Annotated in this window: 23 protein-coding genes; 13 read left to right on the top strand and 10 right to left on the bottom strand. The window is 67.1% G+C overall.

From position 1 onward, the window contains the following. The first annotated feature begins 132 nt into the window (after window positions 1–132). The 3 genes from CXQ90_RS03635 (at window position 133) to CXQ90_RS03625 (ending at window position 2,962) form a co-directional block, all read left to right on the top strand. Window positions 133–828, top strand: a complete 696-nt coding sequence (locus tag CXQ90_RS03635; RefSeq protein WP_104137046.1) for a DUF4245 domain-containing protein — start codon at window positions 133–135, stop codon at window positions 826–828. Between the two features lie 10 nt (window positions 829–838). Beyond that, window positions 839–1,453, top strand: coding sequence for a carbonic anhydrase (locus tag CXQ90_RS03630; RefSeq protein ID WP_104137044.1), 615 nt, complete (start codon window positions 839–841; stop codon window positions 1,451–1,453). A gap of 87 nt (window positions 1,454–1,540) precedes the next feature. Then, complete coding sequence (locus tag CXQ90_RS03625) at window positions 1,541–2,962, top strand: class II fumarate hydratase (protein ID WP_104137043.1); 1,422 nt, start codon at window positions 1,541–1,543, stop codon at window positions 2,960–2,962. 140 nt (window positions 2,963–3,102) lie between these two features. On the opposite strand, the gene CXQ90_RS03620 is transcribed toward CXQ90_RS03625, so the two are convergent. Next, entirely contained in the window at window positions 3,103–3,660 is a 558-nt protein-coding gene (locus CXQ90_RS03620; RefSeq protein WP_104137041.1) for an A24 family peptidase, read from the bottom strand. 58 nt (window positions 3,661–3,718) lie between these two features. On the opposite strand from CXQ90_RS03620, the gene CXQ90_RS03615 reads away from it, so the two are divergent. The 3 genes from CXQ90_RS03615 (at window position 3,719) to CXQ90_RS03605 (ending at window position 5,820) form a co-directional block, all read left to right on the top strand. Then, window positions 3,719–4,507: a hypothetical protein gene (locus CXQ90_RS03615; RefSeq protein WP_104137433.1), complete on the top strand. Its 789-nt coding sequence runs from the start codon at window positions 3,719–3,721 to the stop codon at window positions 4,505–4,507. 51 nt (window positions 4,508–4,558) lie between these two features. Continuing rightward, entirely contained in the window at window positions 4,559–5,110 is a 552-nt protein-coding gene (locus tag CXQ90_RS03610) for a hypothetical protein (RefSeq protein ID WP_258064353.1), read from the top strand. Window positions 5,111–5,175: 65 nt separating this feature from the next. Beyond that, window positions 5,176–5,820, top strand: coding sequence for a GNAT family N-acetyltransferase (locus CXQ90_RS03605; RefSeq protein WP_104137040.1), 645 nt, complete (start codon window positions 5,176–5,178; stop codon window positions 5,818–5,820). Window positions 5,821–6,079: 259 nt separating this feature from the next. Here CXQ90_RS03605 and CXQ90_RS03600 read toward each other — a convergent pair whose 3' ends face one another. Together CXQ90_RS03600 and CXQ90_RS03595 are read right to left on the bottom strand one after the other, a co-directional pair. Then, window positions 6,080–7,522: a PhoH family protein gene (locus CXQ90_RS03600; protein ID WP_104137038.1), complete on the bottom strand. Its 1,443-nt coding sequence runs from the start codon at window positions 7,520–7,522 to the stop codon at window positions 6,080–6,082. Between the two features lie 342 nt (window positions 7,523–7,864). Next, the gene (locus tag CXQ90_RS03595) at window positions 7,865–8,626 is read right to left on the bottom strand and encodes an isoprenyl transferase (protein ID WP_104137430.1); all 762 of its coding nucleotides are present in this window, start codon (window positions 8,624–8,626) and stop codon (window positions 7,865–7,867) included. 255 nt (window positions 8,627–8,881) lie between these two features. Here CXQ90_RS03595 and CXQ90_RS03590 point away from each other — a divergent pair, with 255 nt between their 5' ends. Beyond that, the gene (locus CXQ90_RS03590; protein ID WP_104137429.1) at window positions 8,882–9,523 is read left to right on the top strand and encodes a hemolysin III family protein; all 642 of its coding nucleotides are present in this window, start codon (window positions 8,882–8,884) and stop codon (window positions 9,521–9,523) included. Here CXQ90_RS03590 and CXQ90_RS03585 read toward each other — a convergent pair. The 3 genes from CXQ90_RS03585 to mca form a co-directional block, all read right to left on the bottom strand. Beyond that, a complete protein-coding gene (locus CXQ90_RS03585) occupies window positions 9,504–11,816 on the bottom strand; it encodes a thioredoxin domain-containing protein (RefSeq protein WP_104137037.1) in 2,313 nt (770 codons plus the stop codon). The genes CXQ90_RS03590 and CXQ90_RS03585 overlap by 20 nt on opposite strands. Further along, window positions 11,794–12,072, bottom strand: coding sequence for a hypothetical protein (locus CXQ90_RS03580; RefSeq protein WP_104137035.1), 279 nt, complete (start codon window positions 12,070–12,072; stop codon window positions 11,794–11,796). Before CXQ90_RS03580 ends, CXQ90_RS03585 begins: the two co-directional genes overlap by 23 nt. A 191-nt stretch (window positions 12,073–12,263) precedes the next feature. Further along, window positions 12,264–13,169 (bottom strand): mycothiol conjugate amidase Mca, encoded by a 906-nt coding sequence (gene mca, locus CXQ90_RS03575; protein ID WP_104137034.1) that lies wholly within the window; start codon window positions 13,167–13,169, stop codon window positions 12,264–12,266. 82 nt (window positions 13,170–13,251) lie between these two features. On the opposite strand from mca, the gene CXQ90_RS03570 reads away from it, so the two are divergent. After that, a complete protein-coding gene (locus CXQ90_RS03570) occupies window positions 13,252–13,734 on the top strand; it encodes a DUF4307 domain-containing protein (protein ID WP_104137427.1) in 483 nt (160 codons plus the stop codon). A gap of 169 nt (window positions 13,735–13,903) precedes the next feature. Continuing rightward, on the top strand, window positions 13,904–14,398 hold the full coding sequence (greA, locus tag CXQ90_RS03565) for a transcription elongation factor GreA (protein WP_104137033.1): 495 nt from the start codon (window positions 13,904–13,906) through the stop codon (window positions 14,396–14,398). 113 nt (window positions 14,399–14,511) lie between these two features. Here the strand turns inward: greA and CXQ90_RS03560 are convergent, their stop codons facing one another. The 4 genes from CXQ90_RS03560 to CXQ90_RS03545 form a co-directional block, all read right to left on the bottom strand. Further along, window positions 14,512–15,123, bottom strand: a complete 612-nt coding sequence (locus CXQ90_RS03560; protein ID WP_104137032.1) for a rhomboid family intramembrane serine protease — start codon at window positions 15,121–15,123, stop codon at window positions 14,512–14,514. A gap of 8 nt (window positions 15,124–15,131) precedes the next feature. After that, window positions 15,132–16,370: a threonine ammonia-lyase gene (ilvA, locus tag CXQ90_RS03555; protein WP_104137031.1), complete on the bottom strand. Its 1,239-nt coding sequence runs from the start codon at window positions 16,368–16,370 to the stop codon at window positions 15,132–15,134. A 3-nt stretch (window positions 16,371–16,373) separates the two neighbouring features. Then, window positions 16,374–17,708, bottom strand: coding sequence for an AI-2E family transporter (locus CXQ90_RS03550; protein ID WP_104137030.1), 1,335 nt, complete (start codon window positions 17,706–17,708; stop codon window positions 16,374–16,376). Between the two features lie 99 nt (window positions 17,709–17,807). After that, window positions 17,808–18,770, bottom strand: a complete 963-nt coding sequence (locus tag CXQ90_RS03545) for an aldose 1-epimerase family protein (RefSeq protein WP_104137029.1) — start codon at window positions 18,768–18,770, stop codon at window positions 17,808–17,810. A gap of 146 nt (window positions 18,771–18,916) precedes the next feature. Here CXQ90_RS03545 and CXQ90_RS03540 point away from each other — a divergent pair, with 146 nt between their 5' ends. Genes CXQ90_RS03540 through CXQ90_RS03525 form a run of 4 tightly spaced genes read left to right on the top strand, consistent with a single transcriptional unit; the run spans window position 18,917 to window position 23,393 of the window. Then, complete coding sequence (locus tag CXQ90_RS03540; protein WP_104137027.1) at window positions 18,917–19,822, top strand: DeoR/GlpR family DNA-binding transcription regulator; 906 nt, start codon at window positions 18,917–18,919, stop codon at window positions 19,820–19,822. Next, window positions 19,819–20,976, top strand: coding sequence for a galactose-1-phosphate uridylyltransferase (gene galT / locus CXQ90_RS03535; RefSeq protein WP_104137026.1), 1,158 nt, complete (start codon window positions 19,819–19,821; stop codon window positions 20,974–20,976). Before CXQ90_RS03540 ends, galT begins: the two co-directional genes overlap by 4 nt. Beyond that, window positions 20,973–22,133 (top strand): galactokinase, encoded by a 1,161-nt coding sequence (gene galK, locus CXQ90_RS03530; RefSeq protein WP_104137024.1) that lies wholly within the window; start codon window positions 20,973–20,975, stop codon window positions 22,131–22,133. The genes galT and galK overlap by 4 nt, the downstream gene beginning before the upstream one ends. Window positions 22,134–22,154: 21 nt before the next feature. Then, window positions 22,155–23,393 carry an acetyl-CoA C-acetyltransferase gene (locus CXQ90_RS03525; RefSeq protein WP_104137023.1) on the top strand — a complete coding sequence of 413 codons (1,239 nt, stop codon included), beginning with the start codon at window positions 22,155–22,157 and terminating at the stop codon, window positions 23,391–23,393. Window positions 23,394–23,407: the final 14 nt, after the last annotated feature.

Below are 23,407 nucleotides of genomic sequence, written 5' to 3'. Positions count from 1 at the left end.
GCGGCCATCGCGGTGATTCCTCTGTAACTGATCATAGTCGCGGCGGACCAACAAGGTCATGGGATGACCCGCCCGCGTAACGCACCGATTTCCCTCACCGCCGCACGCACGGAATGTGAGTTCGGCCCCCGCATGGGCGACTATAGAGGTGTGAGTGAAACGCAGGACAAGTCCACCCCCACGACCCCGGAAGCCGGCCATGCCGCCTCCCCCGCCATGGCAGCACCGCCGGTCAAGCCGGTAATCCCCGCCGCTGCCGCCAAGCGGGCCAACGCCTCCGTGCTCGGCATGATCATCGCCCTGGTGGTCAGCATCGCCGCCTTCCTGCCGATTGTCCTGATGAACCCCGCCCCGAAGTCCGACGGTTTCCGTCCCAACGTCGATGTAAGCACCGTGGCCCGCAACGCCGCGGGTGTGGCAGGATTCACACCGGTGACCCCGCAAGCCGGCGACACATTCCGCCCCAACTACGCCCGCTGGGAAGCCGGCACCGGGACCGGGGTGCCCACGTGGGAAGTTGGCTACCTCACTCCGAAGGACGCCTTCATCGGTCTGGTCCAGACGCAGAAGGCCAATCCCACGTGGCTCCTGCAGCAGACCAAGAACGCGCCCGTGACCGGAAACAGGAACGCCGGCGGGCAGGAATGGGAACTGCGCGACACCGGCAAGGGTGAAAAGAGCATGGTGCTGAACCACCGCGGCACCACCGTCGTCCTCAGCGGCGACGCCCAACTGGACGAGTTCGCGGTCCTGGCCGCCGCCGTCGTCAAGTCCCTGGACAGTAATCCGGCAGTAACGGTTTCCCCTTCGGCGAGCCCCGCCCCGTAAGGTAGGGGCCGTGGCAACTTATCTGACCCCTGCACTGGCCTGGCGCCGTCTGCGCGAAGGCAACGAACGTTTCGTCAACGGCGAATCCTCACACCCCAACCAGGACGCCTCGCGACGGTCCTCCCTGGTGGAAAACCAACACCCGTTCGCCGTGATCTTTGGCTGCTCGGACTCACGGCTGGCCGCCGAGATCATCTTCGACCTGGGCCTGGGCGACGCCTTCGTGGTGCGCACCGCCGGCCAGGTGATCGACGACGCCGTGCTGGGCTCCCTTGAATACAGCATCGGTGTCCTCTCCGTGCCGCTGATCGTGGTCCTGGGCCATGACAGCTGCGGCGCGGTCAGCGCCACCAAAACCGCCGTGGAAACGGGCCAGATGCCCGTGGGATTCATCCGTGATCTCGTGGAGCGGATCACCCCGTCGGTCCTGACCTCGCTGCGCAATAACCAAACCGAAGTCAATGACATGGTGGTGGAGCACGTCAAGCAGACGTCGCAGCGGCTCGTGGACAGCTCCCGTGTGATTTCGGACGCAATCGAATCCGGGCGCGCGGCGGTGATCGGCCTCTCGTACAGCCTCAAAGAGGGCCGCGCGGACTTGGTTTCCGGAATCGGCGAGCTTTAGTCCCGCGTTACCGAGGCCCCGCCAGGAGCCCCGTAGCAAGCGGTTCACGGTTTTCGGTCGGGCGCCCGATCGCCCTAAGCTAGCCCCATGACTTCCACTGAAGAGTTCCGCATTGAACATGACACGATGGGCGAAGTCCGCGTCCCCGTGAACGCCCTGTACCGCGCGCAGACGCAACGTGCAGTCGAGAACTTCCCCATCTCCGGCAAAACCCTTGAGCGTGCCCACATTGAGGCCCTGGCGCGGGTAAAGAAGGCCGCTGCCCAAGCCAACGCAGAACTGGGCGTGCTCGACGGCGAGCTGGCCAAGGCGATCGCAGACGCTGCCGACGAGGTAGCCGCGGGCAAGTACGACGGCGACTTCCCCATCGATGTCTTCCAGACCGGTTCCGGCACGTCCTCGAACATGAACACCAACGAGGTCCTCGCCGAACTTGCCTCGCGTGCCCTGAAGGCCGCCGGCAGCGACAAGGTGGTCCACCCCAACGACCACGTCAACGCCTCCCAGTCCTCCAACGATGTGTTCCCCACCTCGGTGCACGTTGCAGCCACATCGGCCCTGATCAACGACCTCATCCCGGCCCTCGGCTACCTCGCCGAATCGCTGGAGCGCAAGGCCCTCGAGTTCAAGGACGTGGTCAAGTCCGGCCGCACCCACCTCATGGACGCCACTCCGGTCACCCTGGGCCAGGAGTTCGGCGGCTACGCCGCGCAGGTCCGCTACGGCATCGAGCGCATCAACGCCGCCCTCCCCCGCGTTGCCGAAGTTCCCCTCGGCGGCACCGCGGTGGGCACCGGCATCAACACCCCGGCCGGATTCCCGGAGCGCGTCATCGAACTCCTCGCCACGGACACCGGCCTGCCGCTGACCGAGGCGCGCGACCACTTCGAGGCTCAGGCCAACCGCGACGGCCTCATCGAAGCCTCCAGCCAGCTGCGCAACATTGCCATCTCCTTCATGAAGATCAACAATGACCTCCGCTGGATGGGCTCCGGCCCCAACACCGGCCTCGGCGAAATCGCCATCCCGGACCTGCAGCCGGGCTCCTCGATCATGCCGGGCAAGGTCAACCCCGTCATCTGCGAAGCGTCCATCATGGTCTGCGCCCAGGTGATCGGCAACGACACCGCTATCGCCTGGTCCGGCACCAACGGCGCCTTCGAACTGAACGTCGGCATCCCGGTCATGGCCGCGAACCTGCTTGAGTCCGTGCGCCTGCTCGCCAACACCAGCCGTGTCATGGCGGACAAGATGATCGACGGCATCACCGCCAACGTCGAGCGCGCCCGCTTCCTCGCCGAGGCGTCACCGTCGATCGTCACCCCGCTGAACAAGTACATCGGCTACGAAAACGCCGCGAAGATCGCCAAGAAGGCCGTCGCCGAGGGCCTCACCATCCGTGAGACCGTCGTCGCCATGGGCTTCCTGGAGCGCGGCGACCTGACCGAAGAGCAGCTCGACACCGCCCTGGACGTCATGTCCATGACCCGCCCGCCGCACAAGGCCTAGGTCCCCACCGCTTAAGTACGACGGCGGCCGCCCACCTTCCCAGCGAAGGCGGGCGGCCGCTGCGTTTAAGAGAGCCGTGGCGGACTGCGGCCGCAAGTGTCCGTTCGCGCTCGGAAGGGGGCTTAACTGCCCGTTCGCGCTCAGGCTGGCAGCAGCGTCATGGCCGCGGCGGCGCCGGCGAGCATAAAGGGCCCGAACGGGATGGCCGATTTCAGTGTGCCGCGCCGCAGCGCCAGCAGTCCGATGCTCCATATGCCGCCGAGCAGGAAGGCGGCAAACGTGCCGGCGAAAACGTGCGGCCACCCCAGGTAGCCCAGATACATGCCCAGCACCCCGGCCAGTTTCACGTCGCCGAAACCCATCCCCGGCGGATAGGCCAGCCGTAGGACAAAGTAGAAAAGCCACAGGGCAGCTCCCCCGGCCACGATCCTCAGGGCAGGAACCCCGAACAGCTGCGCCCCGCCGTCGGGCACGCCCGCGCCGGCAGTCCCCCACACAGCCACGCTGACCACGGCGCCCAGCAACAACACACCGGCAACGGCGTACGACGGAAACACGATCCGGTTCGGCAGGAGGTGGTGCCGCACGTCGATCACCGTGAGCCTGACGGCCATCACCACAAAATAGGCGCACGCCGCGAGCACCAGCCAGAACGCGAACGGAACTGCTTCCCATAGTTCGCCAAGTCGTTGGATCACTCTCGGATGCTACTGGATTTGCCCGGCCCGCCGCTGGCCCCACGCGTAAACTGTGGATATGGGGACCTGGGACGCCAAACACCGGCAGGAACACGGCGGGGCCGTCACGCCCGCGGACTCGGCCGCATCCTTCCGGAACCTCTGCCGGTCGTCCCCGTGGAAATGGCAGTCCCTCCGCTTCGAATACTCCGATTCAGCCAGCGGCACGGGCCCTGTACGCGCCTGGCTGCGGCGTCCCGGGGCTCTCCGCCTCGAGTCCGCCGACGGAACGCTGCTCAACAGCACCACCGGCATCAACGACTCCCGCGACGGCCTGTACATCAGCGCCACCAGGAAGTCATGGCTCCTGCCCGCCCACCTGGTCACGCCCGTGTACGACGACGGCGGGCTGGTCAGGCGCCGCCCGGAGGCTGCGTACGGCGAACCGTCGTTCGGAAACGGCCGCTTCGCCGCCGCCCTCGACCCCGTGGAACTGGCAGGAAACGCGCCCGTGCCCCTGGAGTTCCCCAACGCCAACGCGGTGGAGATCCTCGAACCGGTGCACGACGTCGAGCATGAGGGGAGGCGGGCGCTTGAGACCGTGGTTTCACCCAACCTCAGCTACCGTCCGCTCGATCCCGAGGCCCCGTTATGCGGTCCCGGCCCGACCCGGGTCCGGGTTGACGCCGGAACCGGGGTCTGCGTGGCAAGCGAACCCCTCGACGGCGAAGCGCGGCGCCCGGGGCACTGGATCCGCATCTTGGCCGTGGACGAATACATGCTGGATGACCTGTTCGTGGCCGAGCCGATGAACCTCACGGATGTGCGCTCCCACATCCAGTGGCCGTTACGGCCCAACCCCGCCTGATAAAACTCGCCGTGCAGGTTTTTCCCAAGCTGTGGCGCGCAGACTCGGGCCATGTCCCCGACTGTCCCGGAGGAACCGACGGCGGCCGCGGCCCTGGCCTCCCCACTGGACAGGCGCCGCCGGTTGAAGGTGATCCCCGTTGCCTTGATCTGTGCATTGGGCCTGGTTCTCGGCTATCTGTTCCTCAGCGCCAAGCCCGAGCCCGGTACGCCGCTCGGGGCGAGTGCCGTGGTCCCGGGCGGAACGGCGAGGATCAAGGGAATCGTTCCCCTGGAAAATGACGGCTGGCTACCTCCCGAGCATGTGCAGCTCCTGGAAGAGGGCCCGGCCGCGGGCGCCCACAGGGTCCGCGTACTCGTGCAGTTCAGCGCCGTCGAAGCCGGCGGAATCTTCCTGGACACGTCCGGGTTCGTGGTCAGCGGCTTGGGCGGCAGCGAGCTGCTGCCGCTCTGGGCGTCCCCGTTCACTGCGGAGATCCGCCACGGCGAATCGCTCGATGCCACCTTGGTCTTCGAACTTCCGGACAAGGCCATCGCCCTGGTCCTGAAGGGCCCGGACAATACGCGGCTGTCCCTGGGCGTTGCGCACCACACGGGAAGGTAACGGCAGGTCAGCACTTATACGGCACGCCGGATTATCCGCGCGCGGCTATCGGCTAGGCTTCCCGAATGACTGAGCTGCTCTCCGTTTGGCCTCCCTTCGCCCTCACCTTGGCCACGCCCCGGCTGATCCTGCGGCCGCTCCGCGACGACGACATTCCCCCGGCGGTGGAGGCTGCTGCGAGCGGAGTCCACGAGCGCGGCCGCAACCCGTTCAGCACACCATGGGCGGAGGCCGTTGCCGGCGATCTTGGGCCCAACATGGCCCGGTGGTACTGGCGGTGCCGTGCCAACACCTCGCCGGAGGCCTGGACGCTCATCTTCGGCATCTGGCACGGGGACACGCTCCTTGGCTGCCAGGACGTGGAGGCCAAGGACTTCGCAACGCTCCGGACAGTGACCACGGGATCATGGCTGAGGACCAGCGCGCACGGCCGGGGGTTCGGCAAGGAGATGCGCGCCGCCGTCACGCTTTATGCGTTTGACTGGCTCAAAGCAGAAGTGGCGGAGTCCGAAGCCGCGGCCTGGAACGCCCCGTCCCTGGGGGTGTCGCGGTCCCTGGGCTACGAATTGAACGGCATAACGCGCATGTCGTGGGGCGGCAAGATGGAGACAGTGCAGCGCGTCCGCCTGACCCCGGAAACCTTCAACCGCCCCGACTGGCACCTAAACGTCGAAGGCCACGAACCCACAGCCACTTTCCTGGGAATCTAGCGGAGTTTCGACGAGCTCAACCAGCGGACGGGCCACCCAGGTTCCGCCAAGCTCAACCAGCGCAACTAGCCGGTACGCGGTTTCGAGCATCCACCAGCCGAACAAGCCGGGACGCGGTTCTTCGCAAAGGAGCGCATCGCGGCGCATCGGACCTGCGGAGGTCGCCCAGCGACCGGAGCAGGCCCATATGCGTCGTGTCTAAGCGACGGCGAAGGGCCGTGGCCCGGCGAACCCGGCCACGGCCCTTCCGACACGCAGGTTAGATTTCCGCCCCCTCCAGCAGTTCCGTCACCAGCGCGGCGATCGGCGAGCGCTCGGAGCGTGTGAGGGTGATGTGGCCGAAGAGCGGGTGGCCCTTGAGGGTCTCGACGACGGCTGCGACGCCGTCGTGCCGGCCGACCCGGAGGTTGTCCCGCTGGGCGACGTCGTGGGTGAGGACGATCTTCGAGTTCTGTCCGATGCGGCTCATGACGGTGAGCAGGACGTTCTTCTCGAGCGACTGGGCCTCGTCCACGATCACGAAGGCGTCGTGCAGGGAGCGGCCGCGGATGTGGGTCAGCGGCATGACTTCCAGCATTCCGCGGTCCATGACTTCTTCCACGACTTCCTGGCTCACGAGTGCGCCCAGGGTGTCGAAGACGGCCTGCGCCCAGGGGTTCATCTTCTCCTGCTCCGAGCCCGGCAGGTAGCCCAACTCCTGGCCGCCGACGGCGTAGAGCGGGCGGAAGACGATCACCTTGCGGTGTTCGCGCCGTTCCAGCACCGCTTCGAGCCCGGCGCACAGAGCGAGGGCTGACTTGCCGGTGCCGGCCCGGCCGCCCATGGACACAATGCCCACGGCCGGGTCCATCAGCAGGTCAATGGCGAGCCGCTGCTCGGCGGAACGCCCGTGGAGGCCGAACACATCACGGTCACCCTTGACCAGGCGCACCTGCTTGTCCGCGCCCACGCGTCCCAGGGCGGATCCCCGGTTGGAGAGCAGCACGAGTCCGGTGTTGACGGGCATCTCGGCAGCTGCCGGGATGAAGACCGGCTCGTGGCCGTAGAGCGTTGAGATCTCCTCCTCGCTGGCGTCAATTTCCGCGACGCCGGTCCAGCCTGAGTCCTTGACGAGCTCGTTGCGGTATTCGTCGGCGAGCAGGCCCATGGCCGAGGCCTTGACCCGCATGGGAAGGTCCTTGGAGACCACGGTGACGTTACGCCCCTCGTTGGAGAGGTTCTTCGCCACGGCCAGGATGCGGCTGTCATTGTCGCCGGCCCGGAACCCGGCCGGTAGCACCTCCGCCGAGATGTGGTTCATCTCTATCATGAGGGTGCCGCCGGCTTCTCCGAGTGAAATGGGCCGGTTGAGGCCGCCGTGCTGGATGCGCAGGTCATCCAGGAGCCGGAGTGCCTTCCGGGCGAAGTACCCCAGTTCGGGGTCGTGCCTCTTGCCTTCAAGTTCGGTGATCACCACGATGGGCACAATGACCTCGTGCTCTGCAAAGCGCAGCAGTGCGCGGGGGTCGGAGAGCAACACCGAGGTATCAATGACAAAGGTGGAGACGGCGGGCTGGGATTCAGCGGTTGGGCCGGAAACAGCAAGACCGGCTGCGGCGTATTTCGTGGCCGCACCGGTCTTTGAGATAGCTCGCTTGGCGCGAGAGGTAGCCTTCTCACCCTTGTCCGTGATGACTTCGGGCAGTTGTTCAGAAATAGCCACATCGACTCCAGCCCCGGGGCGCATGCCCGGAATTGTTATTGGTGAGGCGGCTCGGCCTGGAGGCCGGGCTCGGCCTCCCATACAACCGGTGCGAAGAATCGCTCCATGTACTGGCCTCCCCGATCAGCCGGCGGTTTGCCTGCTGATGGTCTTAACGTAAATCTCCCCGAACTAATTTCCAAAGTCTTCGTCCGGCGATTCCCGTTGCCATCATGTGAATTCAAGATTAACGGCGGGACCCATGCCCTCGCGCACGGCCTCCGCCACGCCCCCGCCGCACCCCCGCCACACCCCGCGACGGCGCGCCGTGGCAGGCCCACCGGCACAGAGGACCGCGGGATACTAGGCTCCGAACCGCCGCTGCCTGCCGGCGTAGTCCCGCAGGGCACGGAGGAAATCGACCTTCCGGAACGCGGGCCAAAGGGCCTCGCAGAAGTAGAACTCGCTGTAGGCGCTTTGCCACATCAGGAAGCCGGAGAGCCGTTGTTCGCCGGAGGTCCTGATCACCAGGTCCGGATCCGGCTGGCCCCGGGTGTAGAGGAACCGGGAAATATCGTCCACCGACAGGGAGTCGGCGAGTTCGCTGATATCAGCCTTGCGCGCGACGGCATCATGCAGCAGCTCACGCACGGCATCCACGATTTCACGGCGGCCGCCGTAACCGACTGCCACGTTGACGTGGAGCTTCTCACGAACTGGCGTCCGGGCGGTCAGCGAGGTGAGCCTGTCAGCGAGGTAGTCCGGCAGGAGTTCCGGCGCCCCCATGGCATGGACCGAGATGTCGGCGTCCTCGTCCAATCGGTCGAGCGTGTTCGCGATGATCCCCATGAGCAGGTCCAGCTCTTCGCCGGAGCGGTTCATGTTGTCGGTCGAAAGCATGTAGAGGGTGACCACCCTGACCCTCAGTTCCTGGCACCAGCCGAGGAATTCGTGGATCTTGTCCGCGCCGGCCTGGTGGCCCTGGCTGGTGGGTGCGTTGAACTGCCGGGCCCAGCGCCGGTTGCCGTCCACCATGACGCCGATGTGCCTGGGAATGCGTTCCGGTTCCAGCGAGCGGAGCAGCCGGCGCTCATAGAAGCCATAGAGGAACCCGGGCAATTCCATCCGGAGATTCACCTGACTTCCTGGCTCAATGACTTCAATGCAAATCCTAGGCTACCGCCCGGAGGACGCGGGAGCGTGCACACAACGGGACAGCAAGCTCAGCTTCGGGACGGCTGCCCGGCCGGAACGACACGTTACCGCTGGGTAACTTACTGGAGCGTAGGTTATTCTGGAGCCATGAAGAGCAACGCCCCGGACGGAAGCCCCGGCGCCCCGGAACCACAGCCGAGCGCCGTAGACGGCGCCGCGGTCCGCATCGCCGAACTGCTGATGATCAAGCCCAAATGGCGCGGCTGGATCCACACGGTCACAGCGCCGCTGGCCCTCGCCGCAGGGATCATCCTGGTAGTTCTGGCACCCACTCCGGACCGCAAGGTCACGTCCTCCATCTACGCCCTCACCGGTGTGCTGCTGTTCGGCATCAGCGCCGTGTACCACCGCGGCAACTGGTCCCCTGGCGTAAAGATCGTCCTCAAACGACTGGACCACACCAACATCATGCTGGTGATCGCCGGCAGCTACACGCCGCTGGCCTGGAGCCTGCTCGAGCGGCCCACAGCGGTGCTTCTGCTGTGGCTGATCTGGTCCGGCGCCATTCTGGGAGTGCTGTTCCGGCTCCTGTGGACCAATGCGCCGCGCTGGCTCTATGTGCCCATCTACATTGCCCTGGGCTGCGGTTCGCTTTTCTACCTGCCGGATTTCTTCGCCGCAAGCGTCCCGGCGGCCCTGCTCATCTGCGTCGGCGGGGCCCTGTACATCGCCGGCGCGGTGTTCTATGCCCTCAAGAAGCCGAACATCAGCTACGAGCACTTCGGCTTCCACGAGCTGTTCCACGCCTTCACCGTCCTCGCCTTCGCAGCCCACTTCGTGGCCATTGTCATTGCCGTGCTGAGCTGATCCCTTCCAGCACCTCGGACACTGTTGCCACCGGCCTGTCGCAGACCATGTTGCGGCACACATACACCAGCGGGGTCCCGTCGGGGCCTGCCGTCCTGCCGCGCAACAGCGGCACGGCCTCCGGCAGCCCCGGGGCAGCTGCCGCCGCATCGGCGCCGGATACCGCCACCACCAGCCCGGGGCTCGGGGCCAGTAACAGCGCCCGGTGAAGGGTGTCCCTTTCGGGACCGGAAGGACCGACGACGGCGGCCTCCACCGGGCCCGCCAGCGCCGCTTGCCCGGTGGCCAGCAGCCAGCCGGCCACCCGAGGCGCACGGCCGGCGATGGGCGGCAGGAGCGACAGGATGTTTCCGGCCATGGTCCGGTGCTCGGCTGACCCTGACAGGGCGGCGTAGCTGAGCAGCACCCCGGCAAAGGCGGCGGAACCGCTGGGCGTGGCGTTGTCGAAGGGGTCCAGGCCCGGCCGGCCGCCTTGGGCGTTTGAAACCTGTTCCGATTCACCGGTTGAGTCGGCAAGCCTGCCGTCAGCCACGAACCGCATGCTGGCCGCGGAAATCAGCGCCTCTGACAGCACGTACCAGTGGGCATCGCCCGTCACCGAGTACAGCGCGAGGAAGCCGTCGGCGCAGAACGCGTAGTCCTCGAGCAGGCCGCCGATCCCCCGGGCTTCACCGTCATGTGAAACGCGGATGAGCTCCCCCTCTGCTGCATTCCCGGCCCCAGCCCGCCAGTGGACCTGCTCGAGGTACGCCGCGATCCGCACGGCGGCGGCCACGAGGTCCGGGCGGCCCAGAACGGCCCCGGCTTCGGCGAGTGCCGACACGGCCAGGCCGTTCCAGCCGGCCACCACCTTGTCGTCGCGGGCCGGCTGGGGCCGGGATGCCCTGGCCTCCCGAAGCCGGGGCTGCGCGCGCGCCCAGGCCTCGGCCGCTTCTCCGGCCAGCGGCCGTCCGGGATGCAGCGGCGACCCCAGTTCGGAGACGGTGCCGGCGGCGCCCACGTTCATGATCCAGGCAACCTCGGCGGCGTCGGCGGCGCCGAGCACCTGCTCCAGGCCACCGATCGTCCACAGGTAGCTGGCACCTTCGTGGTGTTCCCCGTTCACCACCGAATCAGCATCCAGCGAGGACGCCAGTGCAACGCATTCTGCCTGCGCCGTCAGGCCGGCCTCCGTATCGGCGGCAGCTGACGCCGGGGTGCGTGATCCGGCGACGCCTGGTTCGTGGCGGTCCGCGGGCGGCAGCCCCAGTGACGCCAGCATCCAGTCGGCGGTGCGCCCGGCGACGTCGGCCGCCTCGGCCGCAGGGAATCCTGCAGTCCCGCCGAGCCGGATCCAGTGCACATAAACCCGCAGCAGCTGCGCGTTGTCATAGAGCATCTTCTCGAAATGCGGAACGGACCAGTCCCTGGTCACCGAATACCGTGCAAACCCGCCGTCGAGCTGGTCGAACAGCGCGGAACGGGCCATCGCCGCGAGGGTCCGGCCGGCCATGCCCCGGGCCTCCTCCGCCGTTTCCGAGGGAACCGCCGCGTGCCTGGTCAGGAACTCCAGGACGGCCGACGGCGGGAACTTGGGGGCGTTGCCGAATCCGCCGTCGGCATCCTCGTCGTCGGCCAGCGAGCGGACAGCGGCAGACAACAGCCCAGCGTCGATCAACTCCGGCGGGCCGGAGAGGTCCACCGCAGCGGACACCTGCGCGTGGCCCATGTTGCGCGCGAGTGAGCGGGCATTCTGTTCCACCGCGTCCCGGCGCTCCGTCCACGCATCGTGCACGGCTTCGAGTACCTGGAGGAACGACGGGCGGCCGGGCACCGGCCGAGGCGGGAAGTACGTACCGGCGTAAAACGCGAGCCCGTCCGGGGTCAGGAACACGGACATGGGCCAGCCTCCCTGGCCGCTGATCGCCTGCGTGGCAGCCATGTAGACGGCGTCGACGTCCGGACGCTCCTCGCGGTCCACCTTGACCGCGACAAAGTGGCTGTTCAGGTAGTCGGCCGTTGCCTGGTCCTCGAAGGACTCGTGGGCCATGACGTGGCACCAGTGGCACGCGGCATAACCGACGGAGAGGAACACGGGAACATCCCGGGCGGCGGCGTCAGCGAAGGCGTGGTCGCCGAACGGCTGCCAGTGCACCGGGTTGGAGGCGTGCTGGCGGAGATATGCCGACGGTTCCGCGGCCAGCGCGTTGTGTCCGCGCGGCGGCGTTTCGCCGGACAGTCGGGCTTCCCCGGGCTGGCTGGTCTCCCGGCCGCTGTCACCCGTGCCGGGGTCAGGTGTCTGTTCGGCCTGCATTGCCGTTTGCGGCGTCGTCGTGGGCGATGTCGGCTGCCTCGGCCGCTGCCATGCGCTCTTCCTCTACCTGGGCGCGGTAGCGCACGCGCCGGATGCGCCGCACCATGTCCACGATCAGCAGCGCAGTGAGCACCACAATGAACGCCGTCAGCAGGAATCCGAGCAGGCCGGGGGTCACCTGGTCCTCGGTAATGCCGGGGCGCAGCGACGGCGAGGGTGCCGGGGACGAAGCAAGGACGGTGAGCAAGTGATGCACTGTGGGAACCTTCTCAGGGGCCGGGCACAGGACGCCTGGCCTTGTTGGCCGCGCAGCCTGTCATTCGACGACTGCACGGGGCTGAATTTTTGGGCGGGCGCGTCCTGCTCTAACACATTGCTGCGCCCGCAGCTTCTACCCGCTTTTCTACCCTATGTATTTCTACGCGGGATAGAAATGATCTCTTGTCTCTATCTTAGCCCCGCGAACAGGTCCTTCTCAGGGAGTTCGGCCGGCACCCGGGAGCGGATGAGCGTGTAGTCCTCCCAAGGCCAGGCGCGCCGCTGCATGTCGGGCGACACCGCGAAAAAGAACCCCAGCGGATCCACCTGCGTGCGGTGGGCGCGGAGGGCGTCGTCGCGGGCTTCGAAGTAGTCGCCGCAGTCAACCTGGGTCGTAGTCTCATGGGCCGGCGCGGGCGGGGTATGCCCCTCGGCATCCGTCTCGAGCCACGCGGCCAGGCGCTCGGCATAGGGCGACTGGAGGCCGGCCTCCTCGAGGGCGAAGTGCAGGGCGCGGAACCGCTCGGGGCTGAAGGCGCGGTCGTAGTAGAGCTTGCTGGGCTCCCAGGCCTCCCCGGTGCCGGGGTACCTGCCGGGGTCCCCCGCCGCGTCGAAGGCCTCCACCGCAACACGGTGGGCCATGATGTGGTCAGGATGCGGGTAGCCGCCGTTTTCGTCATAGCTGACGATCACGTGCGGCTTGAAGTCACGGACCAGCCGAACAAGGGGCGCGGCGGCCCGCTCCAAGGGCTGCAGGGCGAAAGATCCTGCCGGAAGTGGCGGCAGCGGATCACCCTCAGGCAGGCCGGAATCCACGAAACCCAACCAGCGTTGCCGGACGCCCAGGATCTGGGCAGCCCTGTTCATTTCGAGCCGGCGGGCACCGGCCATGTCCCGCTTCGGGTGCGGCTCGCCTTCCACCGCAGGATTCTGGATGTCGCCGCGGGCGCCGTCCGTGCAGGTCGCAACCATGACCTCCACACCGTTGGCCGCGTACATGGCCATGGTGGCTGCTCCCTTGCTGGATTCATCATCAGGGTGGGCATGGACGGACAAAAGGCGAAGCGAAGGTGACTGGCTCGTGGACGCTGTCATCTGGGACTGCTCCTCTTTCTGCTGTTGCCGGTTGCGGTGTTGGCCGGATAATTCCCCTGCGGATCGCCACTAAACTGGAGTGGTGACTACCGAGGACAAGTCGGGCACTCCCCAGCCTGCAGACATTAGCCTAGCCAATCGCTATGGCCGTCCAAAGCGCGGGCTGTCCGCGAAAACCAAACGCCGGGCGGGAATTGCCGCCCTGGCGGCCGGGATCGGCTTCATGGCATGGGTCTCCACGTCCTCGGCCACCTCGTCCGTCACGTTTAAGGACATCGGTTACAGCACCGTTGATGCCACCCAGGCCGAGGTGGACTTCCAGGTCACCCGGGAACCCGGAACTGCCGTGAAGTGCGCCATCAAGGCCCTCGATTCCAAGTTCGCCGTCGTCGGCTGGAAAGTCATTGATATTCCTCCTGTACAGCCGGAATCCCAGCAGGACCAGGGCGCCGACGGCGGCCGCACCACGGCCCAGCGCGCGGTCCTCCGCACCGAATCGCTGTCCGTGTCCGGAGTTGTGGACAGTTGCTGGATACCCGACGCCGCGAAGGACGCGGCACAGTAGGGAAGGAATGTGACCCACGCCGCTCGGTCGTTGGGTTTTGTCCACAGGATTGACTACAATGGATCAATACCTTTGCCCCGCTGAGTTGGTTGCTGAGTTCCACAAGTGGCCACCGTGGCGGGGTCTTTGCTTGTATGACTGCTTGTTTTGACCACTAGAGGAGAAGTCCGTGTCTACCACCAACAGCGCGCCTACAGCTTGGCTTACCCAGGAAGCTTTTGACCGCCTGAAGGCAGAGCTGGACCACCTTTCCAGCGCCGGCCGGGCGGAAATCGTCCAGAAAATCGAAGCTGCGCGCCAAGAGGGAGACCTCAAGGAAAACGGCGGTTACCACGCTGCCAAGGAGGAACAGGGCAAGATCGAGGCCCGTATCCGCCAGCTCACCGCCCTGCTCCGCGACGCCCACGTGGGCGAAGCCCCCGCCGATGACGGAATCGTGGAGCCTGGCATGGTCGTGGTTGCCCGGATCGCGGGCGACGAAGAAACCTTCCTGCTCGGCTCACGCGAAATCGCCGGAGACTCCGATCTCGACGTTTTCAGCGAGAAGTCCCCGCTCGGTGCGGCCATCATGGGACACAAGGAGGGCGATAAGCTCAGCTACACCGCCCCCAATGGCAAAGACATCACCGTGGAGATCATGTCTGCCAAGCCGTACGCGGGCTAAGCGGCCCTGCCGCCTCTCCCGGCGGTACTGACTAACGCGCGACGCCGGCCTCCCCTCCACGGGGACGGCCGGCGTCGCGCTTTAATCTCTTTGGTGGACCGACATTGGGGCGCCTACCGCGCGCGGGCAGCTCCCCGTGCCTTTAACACCACCGCGGCGAGGACGCCGCCGACCGCGCCGCCGAGGTGTGCCTGCCAGGAAACGTAGCCTGCCACGCTGGGAATCAGCCCAAAGAGGATGCTGCCGTAGGCCATGAAGAGCACCACGGACAGCAGAATCTGCCACCAGCTACGGTTGAAGAAGCCCCGCACCAGGAGGAACGCGAACAGTCCGAAGACCAGGCCGGACGCGCCCACTGTGACTCCCCCTGCGCCGATCAGCCAGACGGCCACACCGGAACCCAGCCAGCTGCAGGCCACGGCGGTGAGGAAGACGCGCAGTCCGGACATGAAGACCAGGAATCCGAAGATGATCAGCGGAAGCGCGTTCGAGAGGACATGGTTCAGGTTTGCGTGCAGCAGGGGGAAAGTGAACACGTCCAGGACGCCGTCGGCGCTGCGCGGCCTGAGGCCGAATACCCCGTTCAGGGCGTGCAGCGTGAGCATGTTCACCAGTTCAATGACGAACAGCAGCACGACGAAGGACCCGACGACGAACAACCCGCCTTTGGCCCGCGCCGCAGTAGTTTCCCGCGTGGCCGGTGCGTCTCCCGGGGTATGCAGCATGCCGCCTCCTAGTGCACCACGATCGGCTGGAATCCCTCGGCACGCAGGGCGCCCAGGACCTGTTCGCAGTGTTCGTGGCCCTTGGTTTCCAGGTTCACCGTGATGGAGACATCGCCCATGCTGATCGAGCCCCCCACGCGCGTGTGGTCCAGGCCGGTCACGTTGGCGTCGTTCTCGGCGATGATACGGGCGATGGTAGCCAGCGAGCCCGGCCGGTCATCGAGCATCATGCGGACAGTCATGTAGCGGCCGGCCGCGGACAGGCCGCGCTGGATGACCTTGAGCATCAGCATGGGGTCGATGTTGCCGCCCGACAGGACCACCGCCGTCGTTCCCGGGTTTTCGATCTTGCCGTCCATGAGCGCGGCGACGCCCACGGCGCCGGCCGGCTCCACTACCATCTTGGCCCGCTCCAGCAGGAAGATGAGTGCCCTGGCGAGGGAGTCCTCGCTGACCGTGACCACATCATCCACGAGTTCGCGGATGATGCTGAAGGGCAGCTGTCCGGGGCGTCCGACGGCGATGCCGTCGGCCATGGTGGACACCTTCTTCAACGGCACCAGCGCGTCAGCAGCCAGCGACGGCGGGTATGCGGCTGCGTTTTCGGCCTGGACCCCGATAATCCGGATCTCCCGGCCCAGCTCCTTGGCCCTGGCCTTGATGGCAACGGCAACACCCGCCAGCAGGCCGCCGCCGCCAACGCCCATGAGGACGGTGTCAACGTCCGGGACCTGTTCGAGGATTTCCAGGCCCACCGTCCCCTGGCCGGCCACGACGTCGACGTTATCGAACGGGTGGACGAACACGGCGCCGGTTTCGTCGGCGTACCGCTGGGCCTCCGCGAGTGCCTCGTCCACGTTGTGACCGTGAAGAACCACCTCTGCGCCGTGGCTCCGGGTGGCAGCGAGCTTGGGAAGTGCAACACCGAGCGGCATATAGATCCGCGCTTTGATGCCGAGGCTCTTGGCGGCGACGGCCACGCCCTGGGCGTGGTTGCCTGCCGAGGCGGCCACTACTCCGCGCTTCTTGTCGGCCTCGGAGAGCCGCGCCATCCGGACGTAGGCACCGCGCACCTTGAAGGAACCCGCGCGCTGGAGGTTCTCGCACTTGAAGAAGACGTCCCCGCCCACCATGCTGCCCAGCGCCCTGGATGATTCCACCGGAGTCCGGGTAATAATCCCGTCAAGCAGCTTCTGCGCCTCAAGGACATCGTCCAGCGTGACGGGAAGGCTTTCAGGGGTGTTCACGAACTATTCTCCTTTGGGGAATTCGACATCGGAGTCCGGAGCGGCACTGCGGCCCGGAGCCCTTGTACGATCTGCATCTTTGCCATGGCCGGGATGGACGCCCGGCAGCCGGACGTCCTTGAAGGTGTTGTCCAGCCCGGCGCCGGCGGAGCCTGCAATGGCGCTGCCATCGGCGGCTGCCGGCACAAGTTCATGTTCCCACGTTCTGCCGGCAATATACCGAATCGCCGAGTTTGCTACGGCCAGGATGGGGACGGAGAACAGCGCGCCGGGAATTCCGGCGAGGTAGGAACCCGCGGCGACGGACAGGATCACCGCCACAGGGTGCAGCGCGACGGCCTTGCCCATCACCAACGGCTGGAGGATGTGGCTTTCGAGCTGCTGAACCAGGAGGACGATCCCCAGCATGATCAGCGCGTTCACGGGGCCGTTGGCAACCAGCGCCAGCAGCACCGCAATGGCGCCGGTTAAGAGGGCACCGACTACCGGAATGAACGAGCCGATGAAGACCAGCACACCCAGGGGCAGCGCCAGGGGGACGCCGATGATGGCCGCGCCCACTCCGATGCCAACAGCATCCACGAAGGCCACGAACATCTGGATCCGGGCGTAGCTAACCATCGATGCCCAACCGCGCCGGCCGGCGCCGTCGGCGGGGATCCTCGCGCGCCTGGGCAGCAGCCGGACCAGGAAGCCCCAGATGCGGCTCCCTTCCAGGAGGAAGAAGATCAGGATGAAGAGCGCCAACACCAGCCCGGCCGCGAAATGCCCGGCGGTGCTTCCGAACGACAACGCCCCGCTCAGGATGCTGCTGCTGTTGTTCTGCAGAGCAGCCGTTGCTTCCTGGATGTATTGGTCGATTTGCGCGGCGGTGAGGTGCAGCGGCCCTTCGGCAAGCCAGTCCTGGACCTGCTGGACTCCGGTCAGGGCTTCGCTCCACAGCGCCTGGAAGCCCAGCGCCAGCTGCCGCCCGACGAGCGCCAGCGACCCGGCGATGAGCCCGATGAAGCCCAGGACTGTCAGGGCAACGGCCGCCCCGTTCGGAAAGCGCCGCTTCCGCAGCCACTCTGTCACCGGGTTGAGCAGGCCGGCCAGCAGCGCCGCCACCATAACGGGGATGATAAGGAAGCTGACCTTGGCGAGCAGCCACACCAGGGCCCCGCTGATCAGCAGGATCAAGCCAAGCCGCCACGCCCATGCGGCCGCGATGCGGACGCCGTACGGAATATCCTGCTCCAGGTCCCGGTCGGATTTGACCGGCCGCCCCGCTCCAACGGGCGGCGGAATGATCGTTGCAGTGGGGAATTCTTCTGGTGTGGCGTCCTTAGCTGGCGTCATAGCCCAATAATTCCCTAGCCACGCGGCAATGGGAAACGGTAGGGCGGCGGAACCTAGCCCCCCGGACGCCGGCACGGCACCGACTGGCTCAGTGAACCGCTAGGCCCCGGCATCCACAGAGGCGCTGATCCCCCACGTCATGGTGAAGGATTCGCCGGGCGGCAGCCACCGCAGGCTGTCGCCGGAGTTGAAGGCGTTCGCCGGACCGGTCATCGGTTCGAGGGCCACAGCCTTGGGGCGGCCCGGAAATTTACGGGTCACAAACACATGGACGAACGGGCATGTTTCGTCTTGCCACAGGCTGACGCTACGGCCGTCCGCCGCCGCCAGCGTGTGGCGGGCGATCCCGCCGTCGAACTGCAGATCCGTCAGGGCGACGTCGACGTCCAGGTCCCCGACTTTCCGCCCGTGCCGCAGGTCGGCATCGGCACTGACGGGTTCGGAGCTGCGGGGAATGAGCCTGTCGTCCGCCACCAGCCGTGTCCCGGCACTGACCGTCAGGGTGAGCTCCTCGCTGGGCGTTTCACCGAGGCGGAGGTACGGGTGCGCGCCCAGCACGAACGGCGCGTCGGCCTGCGAATCGTTGACCAGCGTCTGCCGGACCACGAGCCCCAGGTCATCTGCCAGCGAATACTCCACGCGGTGCCGCACCAGGAACGGATAACCGTGCTGGGGGAACACGGGGGCCTCGAGGGTCACCGAGAACTCCGATTCCGCAGCCAGCGCATACGACGCGTTGCGCAGGAGCCCGTGGCTGGCGTTGTTCCGGGAGACCTCCGTGATATCCAGCTGTTGCTTCTTTCCGTGGAGGTGCCAGACCCCGTCCTCGACCCTGTTGGCCCAGGGTGCCAGCGTGATCCCGGTGGCTCCGGGCGGGATGACCGAGTCGCCGTATGTCTCGGTCAGCAGGACGCCGCCGCGGCTGTACCAGCGCAGGCCCGCGGCGAGCTCGGTCACTACCGCGAGCGCGTCGCCGCGCCTCAGCTCGTATTGCCGGCCGGAGGCATAACGCCTGGGTTCCGAAGGGATTTCGTTGGCATCAGGTGCGGCGGCGGCAGTCATGGAACCTACCGTACAACGCTGAGGGCGTCCCGGCCCGGCGAACTCATTGTTATCTTTTGTTAGAAAGTATTTGTTTTTGATCGTTTTGTGCCACAATGGTGATACGCCCCACATTAGGAACCCACACGTCAGGAAGGAGGACCCTTTTGCTAGCCACCCAGCGGAGGCACCGGATCCTCCAGGAGCTCCAAGCCAGCGGCACCGTCCGTGTGGCGGACCTTGCCGCCGTGCTCGGCGTCTCGGAAATGACAGTCCGGCGTGACATCGACTCTCTCGACGCCGAAGGCCAGCTGCTTCGCGTCCATGGCGGGGCCACCCGGACCGGCACCTTCAGCGCAATCGAACCCGAATTTGTGAGCAAGTCTGCACAGGAATCCGACGCTAAGCGGGCCATCGCAGCGGAAGCACTGAGCCTGCTCCGGCCGGACATGACCCTGTTCATTTCCGGCGGCACCACCACTTACGAATTTGCCCGCCTCCTCCCCCGGGACCTAGGCCTGACCGTGGCGACGAACTCCATCATGGTGGCCAACGCCCTTGTCCCGGGCCCTCCGAGCCCCGGCGCGAACGGCTCTGGCGCACACGGCGGCATCCGGACGCTCGTGCTGGGCGGGCAGCGGACGCCCTCGGAGGCGCTCGTGGGACCGGTCACCATGCACGCCATGGAAAACCTCCATGCTGACCTCTGCTTCATGGGCGTCCACGGCATTGACCCCGAGGCCGGCATCACCTCACCGAATCTTCTGGAAGCCGAAGTCAACGCGGCAATGATTGCCGCCTCCGAAGTGCTGGTGGTTCTCGCCGATGCCTCCAAGTACGGCGTCGTCGGCCTGGCCGGCATCGCGCCGCTGTCGTCAATCGGCACCCTCATCACCGACTCCGGAATCACTACTCGCGGCGCCGGGCACGCGGCCGCTGAAATGCTCGCACAAGCTGTCGGCCATCTGCGCATAGCGGCGGTCCCTGCCCGCGCCGAACAGGCACAACTCCCTTCCCACCTCCCTGCCGGCCGGACGCCGCAGGTCACCGCGCACAAAGGACACGACGCATGACCCACATCACCAGCACACAGCTAGCCGACGGCCGCGAACTGCTCTATTTCGACGACGCCGGCTCCGCCCGGCCCCGGTCCGTGGAAACCACCCGGGACCACCGGGACCTGCCGCCCCGCGGCGAACCCGGTGAGGTCCGGTTCGATGCCCTCACGGGCGAATGGGTGGCCGTGGCGGCGCACCGCCAGAGCCGCACGCACCTGCCGCCGGCAGACCAGTGCCCGATCTGCCCCACCACGGACGCCAACCCCTCGGAGATTCCGGCGCCGGACTACGACGTTGCCGTGTTCGAGAACCGCTTCCCCTCCCTGGGACCGGCAGTGGGTCCCGTTCCGGACAGCCCGGGCCGGGGAACCACCGGACCCGCCTTCGGCCGGTGCGAGGTGGTGACGTTCACGCCCGAGCACACCGGCTCATTCAGCGGCCTGAGCGAAACTCGGGCACGCACGGTGGTGGAGGCGTGGGGACACCGCACCGCCGCCCTCAGCGCACTGCCCGGCATAAAGCAGGTCTTCCCGTTCGAAAACCGCGGCGCCGACATCGGCGTCACGCTGCACCACCCGCACGGCCAGATCTATGCCTACCCCTACGTCACGCCGCGGGCAGCCGTGATGGGGGCGGCCGCGCGCAGGTTCTATGACGACGCCGGCGGCCGGGAGACGCTGACCGGCTCGCTGCTGCGCGCGGAACGCGAGGACGGCAGCCGCATGATCATGGAGAGCGAGAACTTCAGCGCCTACGTACCGTTCGCCGCACGCTGGCCGCTGGAAGTCCACCTGGTCCCGAACCGCCAGGTCCCCGATCTCGCCGCCCTGAGCGGCGGGGAGAAGGATGAACTGGCGCACGTGTACCTCAACCTTCTCAAACGCCTGGACGCCCTCTATCCGACGCCGACTCCGTACATCTCCGCCTGGCACCAGGCCCCGGTGGACCAGCTGCTCCGCCCCGCAGGCTACCTGCACCTGCAGCTCACCTCCCCCCGCCGCGCCGCCGACAAGCTGAAGTACCTGGCAGGATCGGAAGCGGCCATGGGAGCCTTCATCAACGACACCACTCCCGAGCTGGTCGCGGAGCGCCTGCGCGCCGTCACCATTCCCGCCTCAGCGGCAGATGTCAACGCCGCCCGCAGCCTCACCGAAGGAGCCCGAGCATGACCGCCGCCGTCAGCACCACCCACCTCGCGGAACAGTTCAAGGCAGCCTTCGGCCGCCTGCCGGACGGCGTCTGGCAGGCGCCCGGCCGGGTAAACCTGATCGGCGAGCACACGGACTACAACGAGGGCTTCGTGCTCCCGTTCGCCATCGACAAGACGGCGCGCGTCGCCGTCGGCGTGCGTCCCGACTCCACCGTCAGGCTCCTGTCCACTTATGGAGACCAAGGCATGACGACGGCGGACACCGCCTCACTCGACGGCCGGGCGGCCAAGGGGTGGACCAAGTACCCGCTCGGCGTCATCTGGTCCCTGCAGCAACGTGGAATCGACGTCCCGGGCCTGGACCTGTTGCTGGATTCCGACGTCCCGCTGGGCGCCGGGCTCTCCTCGTCCCACGCCATCGAATGCGCCGTCATCTCCGCCCTGAACGACCTCACCGGAGCCGGACTGGGTGCTGAGGAGATGGTGCTCGCAACCCAGCGGGCCGAGAATGATTTCGTGGGCGCGCCCACCGGCATCATGGACCAGTCCGCGTCGCTGCGCGGGTCGAAGGGCCATGCCGTGTTCCTGGACTGCCGCGACCAAAGCGTGCAGCTGGTGCCGTTCGAGGCGGAGAGCGCGGGACTGGTCATGCTCGTGATCGACACCAAGGTGTCCCACTCGCACGCCGACGGCGGTTACGCCTCACGCCGGGCATCGTGCGAACTGGGCGCCGAGGTGCTCGGGGTCAGGGCCCTGCGGGATGTCGGACCGGATGACCTGGAAGAAGCCAGCGGGCTCCTGGACGAAGTCACGTTCCGCAGGGTCCGGCACATCGTCACGGAAAATGACCGCGTGCTGCAGACCGTGGAGTTCCTCGGCCGGCAGGGCCCGGCCGCGATCGGTGGGCTCCTGGACGCCAGCCACGCATCAATGCGCGACGACTTTGAAATCTCATGCGCGGAACTGGACCTTGCGGTCGAAACCTCCCGGGCAAACGGTGCCATCGGCGCCAGGATGACCGGCGGCGGCTTCGGCGGGGCCGCAATCGCCCTGACGCCGGCGACGGCGGAGCAGCAGGTGCGCGCCGCCGTCGAACAGGCCTTTGCCCGGGCGGGCTACACCGCGCCTGACATCTTCACCGTCACCCCGGCTGCCGGGGCGATGCGGCTGGCATAGCACCGGGCGTAGGCTGGGCGCATGCCGGAAGCAGTCATTGTTTCAACCGCCAGGAGTCCGATCGGGCGCGCCTTCAAGGGGTCCCTGAAGGACGAACGTCCGGACGATCTCGCCGCCGCCATGGTGAGTGCGGCGCTGGCCAAGCTGCCGGCCTTCGACCCCACCGGGGACGGCGGGCCCGGGCTCGACGACCTTTACCTCGGGTGTGCCGAACCCAGCGGCGAAGCCGGCTCCAACATGGCCCGCGTGGTCACCATCCTGGCCGGTCTGGACCATGTGCCCGCCGCCACCATCAACAGGTTCTGTGCCTCGAGCCTGCAGACCGTCCGCATGGCCTTCCACGCCATCCGGGCCGGCGAAGGGCAGGCGTTCGTGGCCGCCGGCGTCGAAGCCGTGTCGCGGTACCGGGATTGGGCCGGGGCCGGCGAAACCGATGCCGGCAACCACAACCCGCTGTTCGAACCGGCACGCCAGCGCACCGCCGCGCGGGCTGCCTCCAACACCCCTTGGACGGACCCGAGGCTGGGCGGCCGCATGCCGGACATCTACATTGCCATGGGGCAGACGGCGGAGAACGTGGCCACGTCCTACGGCATCAGCCGCGCCGACCAGGATGCGTGGGCCGTGCTGAGCCAGAACCGCGCGGAGGCCGCCATCGCCTCAGGCTTTTACGCCCGGGAAATCACGCCCTATGTGCGGCGGGACGGCACCGTGGTGGACCGCGACGACTCGCCGCGCGCCGGCGTGACCCTCGAAGGCGTCAGCGCCCTGGAGCCCGTCTTCCGGCGGGACGGCACCGTCACCACCGGAAACGCCTGCCCCCTCAACGACGGCGCGGCCGCCGTCGTCATCATGAGTGACTCCCGGGCCAAAGAACTGGGCCTCGAGCCGCTGGCCCGCATCGTATCGACCGGTGTCAGTGCGCTCTCGCCCGAGCTGATGGGGATGGGCCCGGTGGAGTCCACGCGGCGGGCACTGGCCTCCGCCGGGCTGGGCATCGGTGACATCGACCTCGTGGAGCTCAACGAGGCCTTCGCGGTCCAGGTGGTGGCCAGCGCCCGCGAACTGGGGATCGACTCCGCAAAACTCAACGTCCACGGCGGCGCCATTGCCCTGGGCCACCCCTTTGGCATGACCGGGGCCCGCCTGACCGCCACGCTGCTCAACGGGCTTCGCGAGACCGACGGATCGCTGGGCCTGGCAACGCTGTGCGTGGGCGGCGGACAGGGCATGGCCGTGATTCTGGAACGCCTCAGCTAAGGACTGGGCCCGGC

The organism is Arthrobacter sp. ZGTC131 (assembly GCF_002929275.1).
Taxonomy (GTDB): domain Bacteria; phylum Actinomycetota; class Actinomycetes; order Actinomycetales; family Micrococcaceae; genus Arthrobacter.
The sequence above is the reverse complement of the archived record's forward strand: the minus strand, read 5'-3'. Positions and strand labels throughout refer to the sequence as shown.

Coding starts and splice junctions, on each gene's coding strand:
- CXQ90_RS03610 (WP_258064353.1), top strand. CDS start 4,559: ATGTCCCCGACTGTCCCGGAGGAACCGACGGCGGCCGCGGCCCTGGCC.
- CXQ90_RS03625 (WP_104137043.1), top strand. CDS start 1,541: ATGACTTCCACTGAAGAGTTCCGCATTGAACATGACACGATGGGCGAA.
- CXQ90_RS03595 (WP_104137430.1), bottom strand. CDS start 8,626: ATGGAATTGCCCGGGTTCCTCTATGGCTTCTATGAGCGCCGGCTGCTC.
- CXQ90_RS03550 (WP_104137030.1), bottom strand. CDS start 17,708: ATGACGCCAGCTAAGGACGCCACACCAGAAGAATTCCCCACTGCAACG.
- CXQ90_RS03615 (WP_104137433.1), top strand. CDS start 3,719: ATGGGGACCTGGGACGCCAAACACCGGCAGGAACACGGCGGGGCCGTC.
- CXQ90_RS03560 (WP_104137032.1), bottom strand. CDS start 15,123: ATGCTGCATACCCCGGGAGACGCACCGGCCACGCGGGAAACTACTGCG.
- mca (WP_104137034.1), bottom strand. CDS start 13,169: ATGACAGCGTCCACGAGCCAGTCACCTTCGCTTCGCCTTTTGTCCGTC.
- CXQ90_RS03545 (WP_104137029.1), bottom strand. CDS start 18,770: ATGACTGCCGCCGCCGCACCTGATGCCAACGAAATCCCTTCGGAACCC.
- galT (WP_104137026.1), top strand. CDS start 19,819: ATGACCCACATCACCAGCACACAGCTAGCCGACGGCCGCGAACTGCTC.
- CXQ90_RS03635 (WP_104137046.1), top strand. CDS start 133: ATGGGCGACTATAGAGGTGTGAGTGAAACGCAGGACAAGTCCACCCCC.
- CXQ90_RS03525 (WP_104137023.1), top strand. CDS start 22,155: ATGCCGGAAGCAGTCATTGTTTCAACCGCCAGGAGTCCGATCGGGCGC.
- galK (WP_104137024.1), top strand. CDS start 20,973: ATGACCGCCGCCGTCAGCACCACCCACCTCGCGGAACAGTTCAAGGCA.
- CXQ90_RS03585 (WP_104137037.1), bottom strand. CDS start 11,816: ATGCAGGCCGAACAGACACCTGACCCCGGCACGGGTGACAGCGGCCGG.
- CXQ90_RS03605 (WP_104137040.1), top strand. CDS start 5,176: ATGACTGAGCTGCTCTCCGTTTGGCCTCCCTTCGCCCTCACCTTGGCC.